Below are 20,465 nucleotides of genomic sequence, written 5' to 3'. Positions count from 1 at the left end.
CTTTATTCTTCGTGAAAATGATTCTTCCTTCTTCATTCATAATTCCTCATTAAGATATATGAAACCCGAACAGCAATACATTGACTTATATACCCAGGCAGAAGCCTTGCTGCGCGCCCACAGCGCCGCCCCGCTGAACGAACTGCGCGCCCGTGCCTTTGCCGACTTCGAACGCCTGGGCTTTCCCACGCGCCGGCAGGAAGACTGTAAGTACACCGACGTGGCACAGGCCTTCGAGCCCGACTACGGTATGAACCTCAAGCGCTTGCAGATGCCTGTCAACCCTTATGAGGTGTTTAAGTGCGATGTGCCCAACATGAGTACTTCGCTCTTCTTCGTGGTGAACGACATGTTTTATTCAGCTGCAAGCTACAAGCTACAAGCTACGAGTAGTGATGCAGAAGAACTTGTAACTCGTAGCTCGTCACCCGTAGCTAATGCCAACGGCATGCTCATCGGCAGTTTCCGCGACTATCCCGAACTCGTTTCCCGCTACCTCGGTACCCTTGCCGATACGTCCAACGACGGGCTGACCGCTTTCAACACCGCCTTCGCGCAAGATGGCGTGGTGCTCTACGTGCCCCGTGGCGTAGTGGTGGAGAAGCCCATCCAGCTTATCAACATCCTGCGCAGCACCGTGCCCCTGCTGGTCAACCGCCGCGTGCTTATTGTGCTGGAAGACGATGCACAGGCTCGCCTCCTGGTGTGCGACCATGCCATGGACGAGGTGAACTTTCTGGCCACGCAGGTTATCGAAGTCTTCGTGGGACGCAACGCTACTTTCGACCTCTACGAACTGGAGGAAACGCACACGGGTACCACCCGCCTGAGCAACCTCTACGTCCGTCAGGAAGCCGGCAGCAATGTCCTGCTCAACGGTATGACCCTGACCTGCGGCACCACGCGCAACACTGCCCGGGTTCTCCTGGCAGGCGAACAGGCTACCCTTGACCTCTGTGGCATGGCCATCGCCGACCAGAACCAGCATGTGGACAACCGCACCGTCGTGGACCATGCCGTACCCTCGTGTACCTCGCGCCAACTTTATAAGTATGTGTTGGACGACCACGCCACGGGTGCCTTTGCCGGACTTGTTCTCGTCCGCCCCGGTGCGCAGCACACCGATGCCCGCCAGACCAACCGCAACCTCTGCGCTACCCGCGATGCCCGTATGTACACCCAGCCTCAATTAGAGATATATGCCGATGATGTGAAGTGCAGCCACGGCGCCACCGTGGGCCAGTTGGACAACCAGGCTCTGTTCTACATGCAACAGCGCGGCATCCCTCTGCGTGAAGCTCGTCTGCTGCTGATGTTTGCCTTCGTGGGCGAAGTGGTGGACACCATCCGTCTTGATGCTTTGCGCGACCGCCTGCATCACCTGGTGGAGAAGCGTTTCCGCGGCGAACTGGGACGGTGCAGGGATTGCAAGATGATGTGTAAGTAAATTCGCCGCGTGTCCTACCTTCTGACACGCAAATAAGGCAGATGGCCGCTGATTAGATTTTAAACGCTGATAAATCTGCGGTCATCTGCCTTCATTTGTGCTATCTGAGTGCCGGTTTACTCTCGAAGTTCCCGGATGTGCTTCAGCAGGCTGTCCAGGTTCCGGTTGACCTTCTTCTCCTGATAAACATGTATTTCAACCGCTACGGCAATTACGACCAGGCAAAGCGAAAGGATAGGCACATTCCAACTATAATCGCAGGCTATCAGTACCGCCCACGCGGTCAGGACGATGTTGGGTATCAGCAGAATCCGGTGGGTAAGCGACCGCAGCTTCCGGTAGCGGATGGCCCTTTCGGCGGCATCGGTCATGTTGAGCGTCATCAGCCGTTGCGGAGCTAAAGCCCGGTAACAGCGCCTGTCCAGCAGAAACTCGGTTGCGGCCACCGCATCCATCAGCAGGATAAATCCCCAGTGGAATCCTGTGATGAGGAGGAAAACCACCGTCAGCACCGGTGCTCCAATCAGGGCAATCTGGAAGCGGGATCTATACTCCCGTTCGATGACGGAGACATGCCTGGTCATAGCTTCATTCAGTATACTGTCGTTGATGATGGCCTGCTTGTCCAGTTTCTGGCTGAGCAGGGCAAACTGTTCTTTCAACGTCTGCAGTTCGGCAAAGTGCGTTTCTTGTGTCATAATCATTCGGTGTTTTTAATCGTTCGACATGGCTTTCAACTGCTCCTTGATACGGAACAGGCGGGTGGTGACGGCCGACAGCGATATGCCGACTACGTTGGCTATGTCTTGATAGCTCATATTCTCCAGCCAAAGAAGAATGATGGCGCGGTCGAAGACATCGAGCCGACTGATGCGGTCGTACAACTGCTGAATCTGCCTGCTGTGGGTGTCGGTATCGTTGTACAAGTCGATATCGACCGAAAGGGGAACCGTCTGTACACTACGTTTCTTCTTTCGTTCCTGGTTGGTACAAGTGTTCAGACTGACTCTCCATATCCACGTCTTCAGACTGCTTTCGCCCCGGAAGTCCTCAAACCCTTTCCAAAGGTTTATCAGTATTTCCTGGAAGTAGTCTTTTACTTCTTCTTCATCTTGCGAGAAGAAATAGCAGACGGTATAGATGGTCTTCTTGTACTTGCCGACCATCGTAATAAAGGCTTGTTCTTTGTTGTCCATCACGTATCCGTTCTTTTTTTGAAAGTTTCTATTCATTTAGACACCGGTTTGACCAAATCCTTTCGGAGAATAGCTACTTTTTTCGGAAAAGTTGGTGGTCACATCGCTGTTGGTAATCAGCACTCCGTTTCTAATATATAACGAGCCTGCTGCTTATCGCCTGGAAGTAGCCTGCTTATAGCTTGGCAGTTTCCTGTAAAGAGCTTGCCGGAAAAGCTGCCCTATATGCAGCGTGGCGGTCGTGCGCGTAAAAAGTTTAGACCGGTTCTTGCAGCGTGTTTTTTGTCAGTAAGTTACACTGGATTTCTTGTATGTAATGCCCCGGCATGTGAAAGGTCAGGACCTTGTTGGGTGTCTTTCTGCCTTGTCAGAAAAAAAGGCTGTGCCTATTGGGACACAGCCTTTTGCTTACCTATCTATCGGTATCTTACAGCGTCTGTTTCACTTCCACTTCTTCGTAGGTCTCGATGACATCGCCCACTTTCAGGTCGTTGCAGTTGGTCAGGCTGATACCGCACTCGAAGTTGGTACCCACCTCCTTCACATCGTCCTTGAATCGCTTCAGGGCGTTGATGGCACCGGTGTAGACCACGATGCCGTCGCGGATAAGACGTGCCTTGTCGGTGCGTTTCACCTTGCCGGTCTTCACCATCGCACCTGCCACCTGGCCTACCTTGCTGATGTTGAACACCTCGCGCACCTCGATGGTGGCAGTCACCTGTTCTTTCAGCGTCGGGGCAAGCATGCCCTCCATGGCGGCTTTCACCTCTTCGATAGCATCGTAGATGATGGAATACTTGCGGATGTCCACGCCCTCCTGTTCGGCCAGCTTGGCAGCACCGCTCGACGGACGCACCTGGAAGCCCACGATGATGGCATCTGAGGCAGCAGCCAGCGAAACGTCGGACTCGGAAATCTGTCCCACGCCCTTGTGGATGACGTTCACCTGAATCTGCTCCGTCGACAGTTTGATGAGCGAGTCGCTCAAAGCTTCTACCGAACCGTCCACGTCGCCCTTGACGATGATGTTCAGTTCGTGGAAGTCGCCCAGTGCCAGACGGCGTCCCACTTCGTCCAGCGTCAGCATCTTCTGCGTGCGCAATCCTTGTTCACGTTGCAGCTGTTCACGTTTGTTGGCAATCTCACGCGCCTCCTGTTCGGTCTCAATCACGTGGAAGGTATCACCGGCAGCAGGCGCACCGTTCAGGCCCAAGATAAGGGCAGGTTCTGACGGCCCTGCCTGTTTCATGCGTTGGTTGCGCTCGTTGAACATGGCCTTTACCTTGCCGTAGTGCGTACCGGCCAGCACGATGTCGCCCACCTTCAGCGTACCGTTCGACACGAGCACCGTAGCCACATAGCCCCGGCCCTTGTCCAGCGACGACTCGATGATGGAGCCCGTGGCGCGGCGGTTGGGATTGGCTTTCAGGTCGAGCATTTCGGCCTCGAGCAGCACCTTCTCCAACAGTTCATGGACACCGATGCCCTTCTTGGCCGAGATGTCCTGCGACTGGTACTTGCCGCCCCATTCCTCGACGAGGAAGTTCATGTTGGCCAGTTCCTCCTTTATCTTGTCCGGGTTAGCTCCCGGCTTATCTATCTTGTTGATGGCAAAAACGATGGGCACACCGGCAGCCATGGCATGGTTGATAGCCTCCTTGGTCTGCGGCATGACATTGTCGTCGGCAGCCACAATGACGATAACCACGTCCGTCACCTTGGCACCGCGGGCACGCATGGCGGTGAATGCCTCATGTCCCGGCGTGTCGAGGAAGGTAATCTCTCGTCCGTCGTCCAGCGTCACGTGGTAGGCACCGATGTGCTGTGTGATACCGCCGGCCTCGCCAGCAATGACATTCGACTTGCGTATGTAGTCCAGCAGCGAAGTCTTACCGTGGTCTACGTGACCCATCACCGTTACGATGGGAGCGCGCGGCTGGAGGTCTTCTTCGGCATCAGCCTCTTCAACGATGGCCTGTGCCACCTCGGCACTGATGTATTCGGTCTTGAAACCGAACTCCTCAGCTACCAGGTTGATGGTCTCTGCATCGAGGCGTTGGTTGATAGACACCATGATACCGACGCTCATGCAGGTGCTGATGACTTGCGTGACAGGTACATTCATCATGCTCGCCAGCTCGTTGGCCGTTACGAATTCCGTCAGCTTCAGCACTTTGCTTTCTGCCTGTTCCTGGTTTTCCAGTTCTTGGCGGCGCTCTGCATCCTGCTCACGTTTCTCCTTGCGGTACTTGGCGGTTTTGTTTTTGCCTTTGGCGGTCAGGCGTGCCAAGGTTTCCTTCACCTGCTTGGCCACATCTTCCTCGCTCACTTCTTGCTTGATGACCGGCTTCTTGAAGCGTTCCTTATTCTTTTTGCCGCCTCCTTGTGCTTCCTTGCCACCACTGTTCTTGCCATGTTCGGAAGCCCCTCCACCTTTCGGGAAGTTGGACACGTTGTTTATATCCACCTTTTCCTTGCCGATGCGGGTACGTTTTTTCTTGCTGTTGCCATCGCTGTCCTTTCCGCCCTCTTTCGATTTGTCGTCGCGGCGTATCTCTTTCATGATGGCTTCCTTCATCTGCTTACGCTGGTCCTGGCGCTGCTTTTCCTTTTCTTCGCGTTCGCGGCGCTTTTCTTCCTTAGTCTTCTTGCGCGGGCGGGTAGACTGGTTCAGCGCAGCCAGATCGATTTGGCCGATGATGTTTATCTTGGTGCCTAAGCCTTCGTGGTGAATCTTAAAGATTTCTTCTTTGGGTTGTTGGCTCACCGGTTGTTCCTCTGTCTCTTCTTCTTTCACGGTTTCTTCAGTGTCGGTTGTTGTTTGAGAAGCGTTTTCAGCCGGAGCGTTTGCCGGTTCTTCGGGTTGCCGGTTTTCTGCCGGTGCGGTTGCCGACTGTTCCGGTTCAGGCTCAGTCACCTGTTCCGGTTCTTCGTTCGCAGGGGCCGGAGCTGGTGTCGGTGCCGGTTCCGGTTCGGGAGCGATTGCCGGTTCTTCCACTTCAGCCGGTTCCGGTTTCGATGCCGGCTCTGCCGGTTTTGGCGCAAGTTGCGGGTTGTTCAGGTCTATCTTGCCCAGCACCTTAAACTTTGGCAGCTTGTCTTCGGGCAATACGGTTTTGATTTCTTCCATTTTCTCCTTGCCGCTATTGGGTGCGTCGTTGTTTTCGTGCGCCGCATGGCGGGCAGCAGCCTTGTTGCGTTCCTTGCTGCTGTGGCGCTCCTGACTGAATCGTTCCGATTTTATTTTAAGGTCTTTGTCGTTACTAAATTCTTTCTTCAGCATCTCGAACTGCTCGTCCGTAATCTTTGTGTTGGGATTTGCCTCCACGGTAAATCCCTTCTTCTGCAGGAATTCGACAGCCGTCGTGATTCCTACGTTCAAATCTCTCGTTACTTTATTTAACCTTATCGTCATATATTACCTTTAATGTTCAACGTTGTGTGTGCTACAGACGAGCACGTTCATTAGTCTTCTTCAAACTCTTTTTTCAGCACGCGGATAACCTCGTCGACCGTCTCTTCTTCCAGGTCTGCCTGTTCGATGAGCATTTCACGCGGTGCATTGAGCACACCCCGTGCCGTATCAATGCCTATGCTCTTGATGGCGTCGATGATCCATCCTTCTATCTCGTCGCGGAATTCGTCGAGGTAAATATCTTCGTCTTCGGGAGAAACGCTGTTGTCCACTTCGCGGAAGACGTCGATGGTATATTCTGTCAGCATGCTGGCCAGTTTGATATTAAGTCCGCCCTTACCGATGGCCAAAGATACCTCTTCGGGTTTTAAGAAGACTTCGGCTTTGCGTTCCTCTTCGTTCAGTTTGATGGACGAGATGCGGGCAGGGCTGAGTGCGCGCTGTATGAACAGCTGCGTGTTGTTGGTGTAGTTGATGACATCAATGTTTTCGTTGCGCAGTTCCCGCACGATGCCATGTATGCGGCTGCCCTTCACGCCCACACAAGCTCCTACGGGGTCGATGCGGTCGTCGTAGCTTTCAACGGCAATCTTGGCACGTTCGCCGGGGATGCGGGCGATTTTCTTGATGGTGATGAGTCCGTCGTTGATTTCGGGCACTTCCAGTTCGAAGAGCCGTTGCAGGAAAGTGGGCGACGTGCGGCTGAGGATGATTTTCGGGTTGTTGTTTTTGTTGTCCACGCGTTCCACCACGGCACGTACCGTCTCGCCCTTGTGGTAAAAGTCGCTGGGTATCTGTTCGCTTTTGGGCAGGAGCAGTTCGTTGCCTTCATCATCCATGAGCAGCATTTCTTTCTTCCAGATCTGGTAGACTTCGGCACTGATGATGGTGCCCACCTTGTCGATGTACTTGTTGTAGAGCGTATCTTTCTCCAGCTCCAGAATCTTCGAAGCCAGTGTCTGCCGCAGGTTCAGGATGGCGCGGCGTCCGAAGCTGGCGAAGTTCACTTCGTCCGTCACCTCTTCGCCCACTTCGTAGGAAGAGTCTATCTTCTGCGCTTCGGTCAGCGGAATCTGCATGTTAGGGTTGGTGAGGTCTTCGTCGGCCACTACCTCGCGGTTGCGCCAGATTTCGAAGTCTCCCTTGTCGGGATTCACAATCACGTCGTAGTTGGCATCCGTGCCGAACATTTTGGCCAGCACGCTGCGGAACGACTCTTCGAGCACGCTCACCATCGTGGGGCGGTCGATGTTTTTCAGTTCCTTGAATTCCGCAAAGGTATCCACCAGGCTTACAGTTTCTTCTTTCTTAGCCATATCTTCTATTTAAAGCTGATTACGTATTTAGTATATTTAATATCGTCGTAACTGAAGGGCAGGTCTTCGTCCACCATCTTAGGACGCTTGGCGCCTTCTTCCTTTACTTTCTTCTGTACGGTCAGGACGAAGTGTTCGGCATCTGCTTCCTTGAGTATGCCGTACAGCTTGCGGCCGTCTTTGGTGAGCACCTCCACTTCTTCGCCTATATGGCAGAGGTATTGCTGCAGCACCTTGAAGGGCTGCCCGATGCCCGCCGAGCCCACTTCCAGCTCGTAGTCTTCTTGTTCGCGGTTCAGCCGCGACTCGATGTAGCGGCTCAGTTCCACGCAGTCTTCAATCCAAACTCCCTCTTTGTGGTCAATCTCCACCACGATTTTGTCGTCGGGGCTGATGGTTACTTCTACCAGGAAGTAGTCTTTCCCCTCCAGCCATTCGTCAACGATTTGGCAAACAGTTTTCTTTTCTATCATAAGATTAACACCATTAGGAACAAAAAAGAGGAGCTTCATCGCCCCTCTCCTATCATCCAATCCGCTGCAAAGATAGTAATAATCTGTTCGACTGCAAAATATTAGAGAAAAAAAGCGTGTCAGAAAGCCTATGAATGTCATTTCCTTGCCCGACAAGCTTGGGTAGTCTGCCGGTGCCGGGCTGCCGACGGCCTTTCCGGTGGGCATTTCCGTGCCTCCGGAAGAAGACGGTACACCGCCTTCCCGCTGCCTGCCGGAGGGGGATGTCTCATCGCAGTCGTCTTATAAATGCCACATACACAGATGCTTGCTTCTTATCTGTTTCGAGCGTGTTTCCTATCGCTTTGCAGTCTGCTTCCAACGTATTGGCACTGCGCCCGAAAGGGATGCCCTTTGCGTGGCCTTCACGCACCGAAATCTCCCCGCAGGGTGCGTTTTATTCTTCGCACGGCCTTGGCCCAGAATCCGAAGTGGCGCCGGTAGTAGCGGGCTATGGCATGCCGGGCGGCAGGATTCTCTACGGCAGGCGAAATCCGTACGACCGGCAGGGGCTTCATCCACAACGTCGAGGCGTACAGTCCGCCCCCTCCGCAATGCGTGCCGGAGCCGTCGAACCCCGTGTTCTGCACCAACGAGCGGCCGACGTTGAGCGAGAGGATGTCGGCCAGAAACAGACTGGCGTTCCAGCGGATGGCCCAGGAATTGTTTTTGCCCTCCACTTGTCGGCGCAGCATGCGGGTATAGCGGTAGGCCCCGTCGAAGTCGAAGGTACGAGTCAGGCGGCGGCGTTCCAGTTCGTCGAGCAAAGCTTGTCCGTCGGGGTTGAAGTGCTTCCAGGCGCGGCGCCACGTGGCCCATCCCCAGCTGCCGGTCCATTTGATGAGGAACGTATCGGGCAGCGAAGGGTCTTGGGTAAAGTCGCACGCCTGGATGTGGCCCACGCGCGGTTCGTCTTTATACGTTTCGAGAGCCTCGTTCATGAAGCGGAGGAAATAGGGCGAGAGCACCAGGTCGTCTTCCAGCACGATGACACGGTCGAAGCGTTGCAGGGCCGTGCTGACTCCGTCGATGATGCTGCGTGCCAGGCCCCAGTTCTCCGTGCGTTCCACCACCTCCACGCGGTCGAAACCCCGGATGCTGCGTACATAGCGGCGCACTTCGTCGACGGCCGGGCGCACCGATTCGTCGCGCGGGGCATCGGAGTAGATGAATAAGGAGCTTCCGGTGGCTTCGGCATTGCGCAGCAGACTTTCTACCAAGCGGCGCGTGTGGGCCGGCCGGTTGTAAACAAAGAGCAGGATGGGAGCGTTGGTGTTCATGACTGAAATCTTTTTCTACGCAGGCAAAGATACGGCAATCTGTTGGAATAAACCAGTGCGAAGAGATTCTTTCTTCAGCTTCGGCAGGTTTCCAACGCCTCTTGCAACGCCTCCAGATAGCCGCGTCCGAAGCGCAGGTCGGGCTCCATGTAGTTGCCCTCTGCCCATTCGTTCCACGATTTGAGGAAGACGATGCGGTGCTCTTCGGGCTTGTCGGCCAGGTTGCGGAGCGAAGCTGTTACGTGGGTGCGGAATTTGGCGGGGGTGGAGTGTACCAGAATGTGTCCCTTGCGTCCCGAGCGGGGCGAATGGTCCCAGTTGGGGATGAGGGTCGGGTAGCAGTCTTCGCGCCGGTCCTCATCGCCGGTGAAGAAGCGGGCGGCGCGGGCATAATCCACGACGCGTCCGCGTCCGAAGACGACGCGCATCAGTTTCATATATACCTTTTCGGGCAGGGAGAAATCCTTGCGGAAGAAGTCGAACAGGCGCACCACGTTTACGGCGTCGAAGCCCAAGGAGCGCAGGCGGTCAATCTCCGAGGCATGGTCCGTCTGTCCTACGAAGTGGATGCCGGGCAATCCTTCTGCCTGCGCCATGCGTTGCCACAAGCCGATGAAGTGCGGCGCGTCGGGCAGTTCGTGTGGATTATATACCATGAACAGCGGTTTGCCGTCGACACAGATATACCGGGGGTCGCGGAAGGCCGGTAGCAGTGCGCGGAAGTGCGCCTCGTAGTCGGCATCGCCGGGATAAAGCTGCTCCATCAGCACGCGGTGCGTGCCCTCCTTGCTGAACTGCTTGTCTTCCCACGTATGGTTGGCCCAGGCGAGGCAGAAAGGAAAGTCGGGCTTGCCGGATGCCAGTACCTCCTGGAAGGGGCGTTGCAGCAGGCGTCGTCCGTTTCCGAACCAGTAGTGCCAGTAGCAGAAGCCCTCCACGCCGTATTGCCGGGCCATATCGGCCTGTTCCTGGCGTGTTTCGGGCACCCGCAGGTCGTAATAGCCCAAGTCGGCAGGCACGCGGGGTTGGTAGTGTCCGCGGAACAGAGGGCGTGCTTTGCCCACGTTGGTCCACTCTGTGAAGCCTTTGCCCCACCAGCGGTCGTTCTCCGGCGTGGGATGGTATTGCGGCAGGTAAAAAGCGATGACGCGCGCGGTGCGCCGGGTGTTGTCAGGAGATTGTTTTTCCATGCTTTGATGATGAGCGTTTGAAAAGTTGGTCGGATAATTTGTGTAGGAAACGTCGCAGGCTGTAGCGGCGCAGCTTCTGCCGCACGATGCCCGGCAAGGCGCACAAGTAGCGGAAGGTGAAGCCGCTGGCGCGTAACGCCTGCCACCACGTGGCAGAACACGGCACCCGCAGACTGTTCCACGGCTTGTCGGCTCCTACGAAATGCAGTTGCACGGGGTGGGCAAGGGCATCGGCGTAGAGTCTTTCGCACTCCTTGCGGTCGGCAGGAAGCACATCGCTGTAAGGGCAGAAGTCGGCTTGCTCCGGCGGGATGCGGTAGTAAGTGTTGGCCACCACGAAACGCAGGGGCATCTGCCGCACGTAGGGGTAACAGCAGAGTATCAGGCAGTCTTGCTCGGGCAGGCGCAGGCGGGGATAGTTGGTCTGGTAGAACTGGGTCAGGCGGTGCTGGATGCCGTACTCGCGCATCAGTTTGAGGTTGAGCATCATATATCCTGCGGCGATTTCCTTGCGGAGAATGTCCAGTTCGTTGGGCGTGAAGTCGTTGCCGTAGCCTGCCATGCGGTCGCTTTCTAAGACTTGTCCCACTCCGGCGTAGTAGAAGAACTCGTCGGGATGGAGAAAGTAGGACGGGGCGATGTCGTCCGTAAACACGACATCTACATCCGAGCAGAGGATACGGTCATATTGCGGGAACAGGTCGGGCGCCAGTAGCTTGTAGTAGATTTCTTTAGAGAAGTGTCCTTTCTGTCCGCGGATAGCATCGGTGTCGAAAGCCGATACGTCGATGAATTCCAGCGTGCCCTTGCCCGATTGTTCCACCAGGCGAGTCAGACGGTGCCGGTCGGCTTCGGGCACGTCGGTGTGGAGCACGTAGAGTCGGTACGCATATTGCGGGTCGGCGTGGCGCAGCAACGAGTGGAAGGCCACGGCAGCAGGCACCACGTAATGGCGGTCGAAGGTGAAGAAAATAGGTATCTGTGTCATAGGCGAATAATATAACGTCCGTGGTCGCGGACAAAGAACAGGGGCAGGAAGAAGGCACGCAGGCGGCGGGTGCGGGCGTCGGCCACGTCGGGCACGGCTTCGCGGTTGTATCGCAGACTGAGGCGGCAGGCTGCCAGCAGATCCGTCAGACTGCCTTTAGCCAATAGGCGGACAACCCGGGCTATCCGTGCGTCGCGGCACGGCAGGCGGTCTTGCAACAGCGCGAAGTAGCGGCGTGTCCGTTCGCGGTTCTCGTTTTGTCGCAAGGCTTCTACGGCGCGTACATATCCGTCCCACCGTCCTGCTTTCTGCGTCTGTGGGTTGTAGGTCGTGGCCTGCGTATGCCGTCGCCACCACACCAAGGGCTGATGAACGTAGTGCAGGGCGCCCCAGGCTGCTGCCACCGTATAAATAAGGTAGTCGTAAGAGACCTCTTCGTGGGTAAAAGCCGCCAGTACCGGCAGCAACTCGCGTCGGAACATCAGCTGGTGTCCATAAGCTCGCGGATAAAGCACGGCACCCAGCGAGGGGATGAGCGGCGGCAGCGGGCGTGCGTGGAGCAATCCCAGTTCGCGGTGCTCGTTGTCCATCAGCATGGAGTTGTGGAAGACGAGCGGTGCGTTGCCTATCTCGCGGGCCAGCATCTCCAGTTTTTCAGGGTGCCACAGGTCGTCTTGGTCGCAGCAGGCGATGAAGTCACCACCGGCGCGCTGCACGGCAGAGAGGAAGTTGCGGTTGTAGCCCAGGCGTTCGGGGTTACGGAACAGGCGGATGCAGAGTCCGGGATGTGCCGCGCGGAAGGCTTCGAGCATTTCCCACGTGCCGTCCGACGAACCGTCGTCCTGCACCACCAGTTCATACGGGGGGCATGTCTGCGCCAAGAGCGAGTCCAGCTGTCCGGCCAAGTAGCTCGCTCCGTTGTAGGTACATATAATGACAGAAACCTTTACCATCTTATTACTGCTATTATTCTTCTTGCTTTTTCCGGTGGAAATATGCCCATGATTCGCGGAACGTCTGCACGCGGCAGGCAGCCATGATGCCTGTGTAGAGAACTGCAGCCATCACTACCTTGGCAACCAACGAGGCGTAGATATTATCCGTCAGGTAAGGGACCGTCAGCCCCGTCACGCCCATTACGGCAGCGGCTATGAGCAGGAAAGGCAACACGTCGCGCAGGGCATCGCGCAGCCGCAGGCCAATGCCGGGACCCGCCAGGCAGTGCCATACGAAGGTCCACAGGATATTGACACCGGTATAACAAGCTACCATTGCTTCCATTCCATAGCGGCAGCAGGCCAGGGCGACACCCACCTGCACCACGCCTTGCACAATGACGCTCCACATGAACGTGTCGCTCCGTCCGTGGCTCACCACCAAATTGGAGTAGAGATTCTGCACAGGGATAAACGCGCTGCCTACACACAGCATCTGGAGCAGGTCTGCACTGCGCGCCCACTTGTCGGTAATGGCCATCGTAATCAGTTCGGGTGCCACTATCGCCAGCCCCAGCAGGCAGGGAAAGCTGACAAACGCTACAAAGCGCAGCATCTTGCGGAAGACGCGCAACTGCCGGCCGGGGTCTTCGTCCACCTGTCGCAGTACGGGTTGTGCCACGCCCTGCACCATTCCTTGTATGACGGAGAAGCCCATGTAGTTCCATTTGTTGCTCTGGTTGAAGAAGCCCACTTCGCGTACAGCGTAGAAACGTCCCAACACCACACTCAGCAGGTTGTAGTTGATGTGCTGGAAGATGTTCGTTACCAACAGTCGCGAACTGAAAGCCACCATCCCGCCCAAGGGCCGGAAATCGACTTTCCACGTCGGTCTCCAGCCTGAATAATGCCAGCGCAGTGCCGTTACTCCCGCCACATACACCAAGCTCTGTGTCGCGATGCCCCAATAAGCCATACCGCACCACGCCATTGCCACGCCCGTCACGCCCGATAGCGTCAGGCTGGTCAAGGTCAGTATGGCGTTCTGTTTTACTTTCAGTTGGCGGAACATCACGGCATAATGGGCCACGCCCGTGCTCGAGATAAGAAAGCCCAGAAAGCTGTACCGTGCCAGCGGTGTCAGTTCCGGCGTATGGTAGAAGTCGGCAATCAGCGGGGCGCAGAAGAACAGGATGACGTAGAGCGTTGCCCCCATCAGCGTGCTGAACCAGAAGACGGCATTATAGTCGCGTTGCCCTGCATCTTTCTTGTTGGCCAGCGCGGCGGTGAATCCGCTTTCCTGCAAGGTTGAGGCGATGAGGCTGAAGATGGAGAGCATACCCACCATGCCGTAATCGTCGGGTGTGAGCAACCGGGCCAGGAAGATGCCGAAAAGGAGGTTCAGCAACTGCTGTACGCCGTTGCTGATACCTCCCCAAAACAATCCGCGGGCAGTCTTTTCTTTTAATGAATTTTTCTCATTCTTCATTCCTGCATTTAGAAGGATTACTTCACCTCACTGCCCGGCTTCACCTCGCGCAGCACCGATGTCACGGCCAGTGAGCCGTCCCAGTCTTCGGCGCTGAGAATCATGCCTTCGCTCACCAGTCCGTTCTTGAATTGGCGGGGAGCCAGGTTGGCGATGAAGAGTACCTGTTTGCCCACCAGCTCTTCGGGTTTGTAGTGCTGGGCAATGCCGCTCACGATGGTACGGTTTTCCAATCCGTCGGCAATCTTGAACTGCAGTAGTTTCTTCATCTTGGGCACTGCCTGACACTCCAGCACCGTACCCACGCGGATGTCCAGCTTCTCGAACTCTTCGAAAGCGATGACCGGCTTCACGGGGTTGGCTTTGTAGCTGGCAGCCTCGTTGGCTTTCTTCGTAGCCAGCAGCTTGTCCACTTGTGCCTGGATGGTCTCGTCGTCAATCTTCTCGAACAGCAGTGCCGGTTCGCCCAACTGGTGGCCTGCGGGCAGCAAGTCTGTGCGTCCCAGGTTGTCCCACTCCAGTTGTTCCACGTTCAGCATCTCGCGCAGTTTCTTGCTGCTGAAAGGCAGGAACGGCTCGAAGGCGATGGCCAGGTTGGCTACGAGTTGCAAGGCGATGTTCAGGATAGTGCCTACGCGCTCCATGTCAGTCTTGGCCAACTTCCAAGGCTCGGTGTCGGCCAGATACTTGTTGCCGATGCGTGCCAGGTTCATAGCCTCCTTCTGTGCATCGCGGAACTTGAATACATCCAGCAGGCGCTCCACCTCCCCTTTGACGTTGGCAAACTCTTGCAGCGTTTCCTGGTCGTAGGCATTTAGCTCGCCACACGCAGGCACTTTGCCGTCGAAGTATTTCTTGGTCAGTTGCAGGGCGCGGTTCACGAAGTTGCCATAGACAGCCACTAACTCATTGTTGTTGCGTGCCTGGAAGTCCTTCCACGTGAAATCGTTGTCTTTGGTTTCGGGAGCGTTGGCTGTCAGCACATAGCGCAGCACATCCTGCTTGCCGGGGAAATCCTGCAAGTATTCGTGCAGCCACACGGCCCAATTGCGCGAAGTCGATATTTTGTCGCCCTCCAAGTTGAGGAATTCGTTGGCAGGCACGTTGTCCGGCAGGATATAGCTGCCTTCGGCCTTCAGCATGGCGGGGAATACGATGCAGTGGAATACGATGTTGTCTTTGCCGATGAAGTGGATGAGGCGTGTTTCAGGGTCTTTCCACCACTTCTCCCACGAGTCGGGCAGCAGTTCTTTGGTATTGCTGATGTAGCCGATGGGTGCATCGAACCACACGTAGAGCACCTTTCCCTCGGCCCCCTCTACGGGCACGGGGATACCCCAGTCGAGGTCGCGGCTCACGGCACGGGGTTGCAGGCCCATGTCGAGCCAGCTCTTGCACTGTCCGTAGACGTTGGGGCGCCACTCCTTGTGGTCTTCCAGAATCCACTGGCGCAGCCACGCTTCGTGCTTGTCTAAGGGCAGATACCAGTGGGTGGTCTCCTTCATCACGGGCTGGCTGCCGCTGATGGCACTCTTCGGGTTAATCAGCTCCGTGGGGCTCAGCGTGCTGCCGCACTTCTCGCACTGGTCGCCGTAAGCGCCCTGTGCATGGCAGCGGGGGCATTCACCCGTGATGTAGCGGTCGGCCAAGAAGGTCTTTGCCTCTTCGTCGTAATATTGCATGGAGGTCTTCTCGATGAATTCGCCCTTGTCGTAGAGCTTGCGGAAGAAGTCCGACGCCGTCTGGTGGTGTACCTTCGAAGTGGTGCGTCCATACACGTCGAACGAGATGCCGAATTCCTCGAACGACTTCTTAATCAGTTCGTGGTAGCGGTCTACGATGTCCTGCGGCGTGCAGCCTTCTTTCTTGGCACGGATGGTGATGGGCACCCCGTGTTCGTCGCTTCCACCGATGAAGAGCACATCTTGCTTCTTCAGACGCAGGTAGCGCACGTAGATGTCGGCCGGTACATATACCCCTGCCAGGTGTCCGATGTGCACCGGTCCGTTGGCGTAGGGCAATGCCGATGTCACGGTAGTACGTTTGAAATTCTTTTCCATATTATATATAGTCTGTCATTAAATAAATACGAATTTGCCAGTCAGTCGTTTCAACCGTGCAAACTTATACAAAAATCTGCTATTTTGATGCCTGCCGGATGAAAAAAAGAAGACCGTCCGCCTCGCTTCAGTCCGGTTTCCCATCCGAAGTGCCCGTGCGGTGTATGTCGTTGGAACGTACTGAAATAGGCAGTGGGTAAGCTCTTCTGCGGAGGCGGCCTTCTTCGCTGCAAAGATACAACATTTGCGTGAATCCGGACCATGCCAGCCTCTACTTTATGACGGACAGACTGCTTATCGCTTGGAAATGTGCTGCCTGTAGCTTGGCAGTCGGCTGCTTATCGCTTGGCAATTTTCTGCGAAAGGATACCCTGCATAGCGGTCATGTGCTGCCGTCTGTCTGGCCGTATCCGAAAAACGGGTGTCACTTTGCTCTTTTTTTACCGTTCTAAGAAATTTTAATTTATCCGAAAGGTATCCATTCGAAGAAAAGACGTACTTTTGCGCCTTGCAAAACTACAATCGGCTGAAAACGAAACCCGTTCTGCCGGTTATACTAAAACAAGAATATGGACAAATTCAGTTACGCCATTGGCCTGGGTATAGGTCAGAACCTGTGGAGCATGGGTGCGCGCGGACTGGTCGTGGAAGACTTTGCACAGGCCGTGAAAGACGTGCTGGACGGCAACACGACCGCTATCAGCCACACCGAAGCCCGCGAAATCGTAAACAAGTATTTCGAAGAATTGGAGCAGAAAGTCAATGCCGAAAATGTGGAGAAAGGCAAACAACTGCTGGAGGAAAACAAAAAACGCCCCGAAGTAGTGACTTTGCCCAGCGGTTTGCAGTATGAAGTGCTGAAGCCGGGCAACCCCGAAGCCCCCCGCGCCCGGTTGACCGACCGCGTGGAGTGCCACTACGAAGGCACGCTGGTAGACGGCACGCTGTTCGACAGCTCCGTCCGTCGCGGACAGCCTGCCACGTTTGGTGTCAATCAGGTCATCCCCGGCTGGGTGGAGGCACTGCAACTGATGCCCGAAGGAGCCAAGTGGAAACTTTACATCCCCAGCGAACTGGCCTACGGCGCACAGGGGGCCGGCGAGATGATTCCGCCCCACAGCACGCTCATCTTCGAGGTAGAGCTTCTGAAAGTATTGAACAACAAATAAAAAAACAACAATTTAAAGCAAAATGAAAAAGTTATCTTTTTTGGCAGCCGTAGCCATTGCCGCCGGCTTTGCCTCTTGCTCGGCTCCGAGCCCCAAGGCTGATTTTGAAAACAACGTCGATTCTCTGTCCTATGCCATCGGCATGGCCGGCACGGAAGGATTGGAACAATACTTCATGCAGCAAGGTATTGATTCGGCGCATGTAGCCGATTTCGTCAAGGGCTTTAACGAGGGAGCCTCGAAGCAGGGACCCAAAGACATCGCTTATGTGCTGGGTCTGCAGGTCGGTCTTACGGTAGGCAACCAGTGGGTAGAGGGCTATAACCGCCAGATTTTCGGCAATGATTCTACCATGTCTCTCAACCGCGACAACCTGCTGGCAGGTTTTGTAGACGGCGTGGTGGGCCGTGAGAAGGTCATGACCAAGATGGAGGCGGCTGCTTACCGCCGCACCGAAATGGAGGCTGCCCGCGAGAAGGCAGTAGCTGTCCAGTTTGCCGACAACAAAGCGGCAGGCGAAAAATTCCTTGCCGAAAACAAGACCAAGGAAGGTGTACAGACCACAGCCAGCGGCTTGCAATATAAAATCATCAAGAAAGGCAACGGCGCCGTGCCTGCCGATACCAGCCGCGTTGAGGTGAACTACCGCGGTACGCTCATCGACGGTACAGAGTTCGACAGCTCTTACAAGCGCAAGAAACCTGCCACTTTCTTGGCCAACCGCGTCATTAAGGGTTGGACCGAGGCGCTCACGATGATGCCTGTCGGTTCCAAGTGGGAACTCTACATCCCTTACGAACTGGCTTACGGTTCTCGTCAGAGTGGCAAAATCAAGCCTTTCTCGGCACTGATTTTCGAGGTGGAACTGTTGGGCATTAAAGAGTAAAAACAGACCCTTTGCTGACATAACGTCAACGGAGACGGGCAAGACAAATGCTGCAAAAGCATGGGTTTTGCCCGTCTTTTTTTGCCTTTTCTGTATTTTTTCTCTCGTAGTTGGTGGATAAATTAAAATAAATCCTTTATATTTGCTTACTATTTGATAATTGTTCCATCTTTACTATTACTATCATGGAGAAAATAGACAGTCTTGACAGACAGATTCTGGAGATTATCTCACAGAATGCACGCATCCCCTTCAAAGACGTGGCGGCAGAGTGCGGCGTGTCGCGGGCGGCCATACACCAGCGCGTGCAGCGGCTGATAGATCTGGGCGTCATCGTGGGTTCGGGTTATCACGTCAACCCGAAATCGTTGGGCTACCGCACTTGTACTTATGTCGGAATCAAGCTTGAGAAAGGTTCCATGTACAAATCCGTCGTGGCCGAGTTGCAGAAAATTCCCGAAATTGTGGAATGCCATTTCACTACCGGTCCCTACACCATGCTCACCAAAGTCTATGCCCGCGACAACGAGCACCTGATGGAGTTGCTGAACAGTAAGATGCAGGAGATTCCCGGCGTTATTTCTACCGAAACGCTGATTTCGCTGGAACAGAGCATCAAGAAAGAAATCCCTATTCTGCCGGAATGATGCTGGGAGGCTTCAGGCAGGCGGGGGCTGCCCCGGAAGCCCGGTGCCGGTATGGTGTGCCGGACGGCTGCTTCCGGGGCAACCTTTTTGTGTATTGACTTTTCTCTTTTTCTTATATGGATTTTCTGAATGAATATCATCTGGCAGGTCTCGCCATCGGCATCTGCACGTTTCTCATCATCGGTGTGTTTCATCCCGTGGTGGTCAAGGCCGAGTATTACTGGGGCACGCGCTGCTGGTGGGTCTTCCTGCTGCTGGGGCTTGGCGGTGTGGCGGCATCGGTGTGGGTGTCCAGCCTGTTCTGGTCATCGCTGCTGGGTGTGTTTGCTTTCTCTTCTTTCTGGACCATCAAGGAGATTTTCGAGCAGGAGGAACGCGTGCGCAAGGGCTGGTTCCCCAAAAATCCCCGGCGTAAATACAAATTTTGAGGCTATGTGCCCGCATATCGCCTGCAAAGGCGTAGGACGACGGTTGCCGGGCGCTAAGCAGTGGCTGGCTAAGGTATAAGCACCGCGCTTCGGATACCTTAGCAGGAAATCGCTTGCAACGTATTGCCTTGCAGGTAGTTAGCCAGTGCTGTCCTGCGGGCGGGCTGTCCCCTTGTCTTTGGGGTTTGTTTTTCAAAGTGGCAATCCTGTTTCGGGTTGCCGGTTGCTGCTTCCGGATAGGTCGGCAGGAGCCGGCGGGTTGCTCCTTTTATCTTTTTAAATCGCCAAATCGACTGTACCATTGAATCTTTTCGTATCTTTGCACAGCGAATACAGAGAATTTTCAAGATTATGATTACCATAGAACAACTGAAGGATGTCCAGGAACGTACCGAAGCGTTGAACCGCTACCTCGACATCGAAGGCAAGAAGATACAAGTGGAAGAAGAACAGCTGCGCACGCAGGCACCCGGATTCTGGGACGACCAGAAGGCTGCCGAGGCGCAGATGAAGAAGGTGAAAAGTCTCCAGCAGTGGATTAGCGGCTATAACGAGGTGAAGACCCTGGCCGATGAACTGCAACTGGCGTTCGACTTCTACAAGGACGAGCTGGTGAGCGAAGAGGAAGTGGACGAGGCTTATGCCAAGGCGCTGGCTGCCATCGAGGCACTGGAACTGAAGAACATGTTGCGCGACGAGGCCGACCAGATGGATTGTGTGCTCAAAATCAATTCGGGCGCAGGAGGCACTGAGAGCCAGGACTGGGCCAGCATGTTGATGCGCATGTATCTGCGTTACGCTGAGACGCATGGCTACAAAACCTCCATCGCCAACTTGCAGGAGGGCGATGAGGCGGGCATCAAGACCTGTACCATCGAGATTAGCGGTGCCTATGCCTACGGTTACCTGAAGGGAGAGAACGGCGTGCACCGCCTGGTGCGCGTGTCGCCCTACAACGCACAAGGCAAGCGTATGACATCGTTTGCCTCGGTATTCGTTACGCCTCTGGTGGACGACACCATCGAAGTGACCATCGAACCGGCACGTATCTCGTGGGATACCTTCCGGAGTGGTGGTGCCGGCGGACAGAATGTGAACAAGGTGGAGTCTGGTGTGCGCCTGCGTTATCAGTATAAAGACCCTTATACGGGCGAAGAAGAGGAAATCCTCATCGAGAACACCGAGACGCGCGACCAGCCCAAGAACCGTGAGAATGCCTTGCGACTGCTCCGCTCCATGCTCTACGACAAGGAGATGAAGCACCGCATGGCCGAGCAGGCTAAGGTAGAGGCGGGCAAGAAGAAGATTGAGTGGGGCTCGCAGATTCGTAGCTATGTTTTTGATGACCGCCGCGTCAAGGACCACCGCACCAATTACCAGACCAGCGATGTGAACGGCGTGATGGACGGCAAGATAGACGGCTTTATCAAAGCCTACCTGATGGAGTTTGCCGGGGCAGAGAACGAGTAACGGCTGTACGGAATACAACTCAAAGAAAGGGGGCAGA

General features: G+C 55.2%; 18 protein-coding genes. 6 read left to right on the top strand and 12 right to left on the bottom strand.

What is annotated here, in order from left to right:
* Positions 1–58 precede the first annotated feature (58 nt).
* Entirely contained in the window at positions 59–1,447 is a 1,389-nt protein-coding gene (gene sufD, locus B5F34_RS00755) for a Fe-S cluster assembly protein SufD (protein WP_087334016.1), read from the top strand.
* Positions 1,448–1,563: 116 nt separating this feature from the next.
* Here the strand turns inward: sufD and B5F34_RS00750 are convergent, their stop codons facing one another.
* The 11 genes from B5F34_RS00750 to metG all read right to left on the bottom strand — a co-directional run bounded on the left by B5F34_RS00750 (position 1,564) and on the right by metG (position 15,828).
* Positions 1,564–2,145, bottom strand: coding sequence for a hypothetical protein (locus tag B5F34_RS00750; RefSeq protein WP_140392923.1), 582 nt, complete (start codon positions 2,143–2,145; stop codon positions 1,564–1,566).
* Positions 2,146–2,160: 15 nt separating this feature from the next.
* On the bottom strand, positions 2,161–2,643 hold the full coding sequence (locus tag B5F34_RS00745) for a sigma-70 family RNA polymerase sigma factor (protein ID WP_087334012.1): 483 nt from the start codon (positions 2,641–2,643) through the stop codon (positions 2,161–2,163).
* A 427-nt stretch (positions 2,644–3,070) separates the two neighbouring features.
* Positions 3,071–6,058 (bottom strand): translation initiation factor IF-2, encoded by a 2,988-nt coding sequence (gene infB, locus B5F34_RS00740; protein ID WP_087334010.1) that lies wholly within the window; start codon positions 6,056–6,058, stop codon positions 3,071–3,073.
* Between the two features lie 50 nt (positions 6,059–6,108).
* Entirely contained in the window at positions 6,109–7,374 is a 1,266-nt protein-coding gene (nusA, locus tag B5F34_RS00735; protein WP_087334008.1) for a transcription termination factor NusA, read from the bottom strand.
* 5 nt (positions 7,375–7,379) lie between these two features.
* The gene (gene rimP / locus B5F34_RS00730) at positions 7,380–7,847 is read right to left on the bottom strand and encodes a ribosome assembly cofactor RimP (protein WP_087334006.1); all 468 of its coding nucleotides are present in this window, start codon (positions 7,845–7,847) and stop codon (positions 7,380–7,382) included.
* Between the two features lie 404 nt (positions 7,848–8,251).
* Positions 8,252–9,166, bottom strand: coding sequence for a glycosyltransferase (locus tag B5F34_RS00725; protein WP_087334004.1), 915 nt, complete (start codon positions 9,164–9,166; stop codon positions 8,252–8,254).
* 74 nt (positions 9,167–9,240) lie between these two features.
* A complete protein-coding gene (locus tag B5F34_RS00720; protein ID WP_087334001.1) occupies positions 9,241–10,356 on the bottom strand; it encodes a glycoside hydrolase family 99-like domain-containing protein in 1,116 nt (371 codons plus the stop codon).
* Complete coding sequence (locus tag B5F34_RS00715) at positions 10,337–11,344, bottom strand: glycosyltransferase family 8 protein (protein ID WP_087333999.1); 1,008 nt, start codon at positions 11,342–11,344, stop codon at positions 10,337–10,339. Before B5F34_RS00715 ends, B5F34_RS00720 begins: the two co-directional genes overlap by 20 nt.
* On the bottom strand, positions 11,341–12,297 hold the full coding sequence (locus tag B5F34_RS00710; RefSeq protein ID WP_087333997.1) for a glycosyltransferase: 957 nt from the start codon (positions 12,295–12,297) through the stop codon (positions 11,341–11,343). The genes B5F34_RS00715 and B5F34_RS00710 overlap by 4 nt, the downstream gene beginning before the upstream one ends.
* 13 nt (positions 12,298–12,310) lie before the next feature.
* Positions 12,311–13,768, bottom strand: a complete 1,458-nt coding sequence (locus B5F34_RS00705) for a lipopolysaccharide biosynthesis protein (protein ID WP_087333995.1) — start codon at positions 13,766–13,768, stop codon at positions 12,311–12,313.
* 17 nt (positions 13,769–13,785) lie between these two features.
* Positions 13,786–15,828, bottom strand: coding sequence for a methionine--tRNA ligase (gene metG, locus B5F34_RS00700; protein WP_087333993.1), 2,043 nt, complete (start codon positions 15,826–15,828; stop codon positions 13,786–13,788).
* A 569-nt stretch (positions 15,829–16,397) separates the two neighbouring features.
* Between metG and B5F34_RS00695 the strand changes: the two genes are divergently transcribed.
* From B5F34_RS00695 to B5F34_RS00680, 4 genes are all read left to right on the top strand, one after another.
* Positions 16,398–16,997 (top strand): FKBP-type peptidyl-prolyl cis-trans isomerase, encoded by a 600-nt coding sequence (locus B5F34_RS00695; RefSeq protein WP_087333991.1) that lies wholly within the window; start codon positions 16,398–16,400, stop codon positions 16,995–16,997.
* A 22-nt stretch (positions 16,998–17,019) separates the two neighbouring features.
* The gene (locus B5F34_RS00690; RefSeq protein ID WP_087333990.1) at positions 17,020–17,883 is read left to right on the top strand and encodes an FKBP-type peptidyl-prolyl cis-trans isomerase; all 864 of its coding nucleotides are present in this window, start codon (positions 17,020–17,022) and stop codon (positions 17,881–17,883) included.
* A 185-nt stretch (positions 17,884–18,068) separates the two neighbouring features.
* Entirely contained in the window at positions 18,069–18,530 is a 462-nt protein-coding gene (locus B5F34_RS00685) for an Lrp/AsnC ligand binding domain-containing protein (protein ID WP_087333989.1), read from the top strand.
* A 116-nt stretch (positions 18,531–18,646) separates the two neighbouring features.
* Positions 18,647–18,958, top strand: a complete 312-nt coding sequence (locus tag B5F34_RS00680) for a DUF4491 family protein (RefSeq protein ID WP_087333987.1) — start codon at positions 18,647–18,649, stop codon at positions 18,956–18,958.
* Positions 18,959–19,056: 98 nt separating this feature from the next.
* Here B5F34_RS00680 and B5F34_RS00675 read toward each other — a convergent pair whose 3' ends face one another.
* A complete protein-coding gene (locus B5F34_RS00675; protein WP_087333985.1) occupies positions 19,057–19,260 on the bottom strand; it encodes a hypothetical protein in 204 nt (67 codons plus the stop codon).
* A gap of 49 nt (positions 19,261–19,309) precedes the next feature.
* Between B5F34_RS00675 and prfB the strand changes: the two genes are divergently transcribed.
* Positions 19,310–20,428, top strand: coding sequence for a peptide chain release factor 2 (gene prfB / locus B5F34_RS00670; protein WP_087333983.1), 1,119 nt, complete (start codon positions 19,310–19,312; stop codon positions 20,426–20,428).
* The last annotated feature ends 37 nt before the right edge of the window (positions 20,429–20,465 follow it).

Source organism: Mediterranea sp. An20 (assembly GCF_002160055.1).
Lineage (GTDB): Bacteria > Bacteroidota > Bacteroidia > Bacteroidales > Bacteroidaceae > Bacteroides > Bacteroides avicola.
This window is presented reverse-complemented; position numbering and strand designations above follow the sequence as displayed.

Excerpts from the sequence above, each read along its gene's own strand:
- sufD (WP_087334016.1), top strand. The coding sequence starts at position 59 with ATGAAACCCGAACAGCAATACATTGACTTATATACCCAGGCAGAAGCC.
- B5F34_RS00750 (WP_140392923.1), bottom strand. The coding sequence starts at position 2,145 with ATGACACAAGAAACGCACTTTGCCGAACTGCAGACGTTGAAAGAACAG.
- B5F34_RS00745 (WP_087334012.1), bottom strand. The coding sequence starts at position 2,643 with ATGGACAACAAAGAACAAGCCTTTATTACGATGGTCGGCAAGTACAAG.
- infB (WP_087334010.1), bottom strand. The coding sequence starts at position 6,058 with ATGACGATAAGGTTAAATAAAGTAACGAGAGATTTGAACGTAGGAATC.
- nusA (WP_087334008.1), bottom strand. The coding sequence starts at position 7,374 with ATGGCTAAGAAAGAAGAAACTGTAAGCCTGGTGGATACCTTTGCGGAA.
- rimP (WP_087334006.1), bottom strand. The coding sequence starts at position 7,847 with ATGATAGAAAAGAAAACTGTTTGCCAAATCGTTGACGAATGGCTGGAG.
- B5F34_RS00725 (WP_087334004.1), bottom strand. The coding sequence starts at position 9,166 with ATGAACACCAACGCTCCCATCCTGCTCTTTGTTTACAACCGGCCGGCC.
- B5F34_RS00720 (WP_087334001.1), bottom strand. The coding sequence starts at position 10,356 with ATGGAAAAACAATCTCCTGACAACACCCGGCGCACCGCGCGCGTCATC.
- B5F34_RS00715 (WP_087333999.1), bottom strand. The coding sequence starts at position 11,344 with ATGACACAGATACCTATTTTCTTCACCTTCGACCGCCATTACGTGGTG.
- B5F34_RS00710 (WP_087333997.1), bottom strand. The coding sequence starts at position 12,297 with ATGGTAAAGGTTTCTGTCATTATATGTACCTACAACGGAGCGAGCTAC.
- B5F34_RS00705 (WP_087333995.1), bottom strand. The coding sequence starts at position 13,768 with ATGAAGAATGAGAAAAATTCATTAAAAGAAAAGACTGCCCGCGGATTG.
- metG (WP_087333993.1), bottom strand. The coding sequence starts at position 15,828 with ATGGAAAAGAATTTCAAACGTACTACCGTGACATCGGCATTGCCCTAC.
- B5F34_RS00695 (WP_087333991.1), top strand. The coding sequence starts at position 16,398 with ATGGACAAATTCAGTTACGCCATTGGCCTGGGTATAGGTCAGAACCTG.
- B5F34_RS00690 (WP_087333990.1), top strand. The coding sequence starts at position 17,020 with ATGAAAAAGTTATCTTTTTTGGCAGCCGTAGCCATTGCCGCCGGCTTT.
- B5F34_RS00685 (WP_087333989.1), top strand. The coding sequence starts at position 18,069 with ATGGAGAAAATAGACAGTCTTGACAGACAGATTCTGGAGATTATCTCA.
- B5F34_RS00680 (WP_087333987.1), top strand. The coding sequence starts at position 18,647 with ATGGATTTTCTGAATGAATATCATCTGGCAGGTCTCGCCATCGGCATC.
- B5F34_RS00675 (WP_087333985.1), bottom strand. The coding sequence starts at position 19,260 with ATGGTACAGTCGATTTGGCGATTTAAAAAGATAAAAGGAGCAACCCGC.
- prfB (WP_087333983.1), top strand. The coding sequence starts at position 19,310 with ATGATTACCATAGAACAACTGAAGGATGTCCAGGAACGTACCGAAGCG.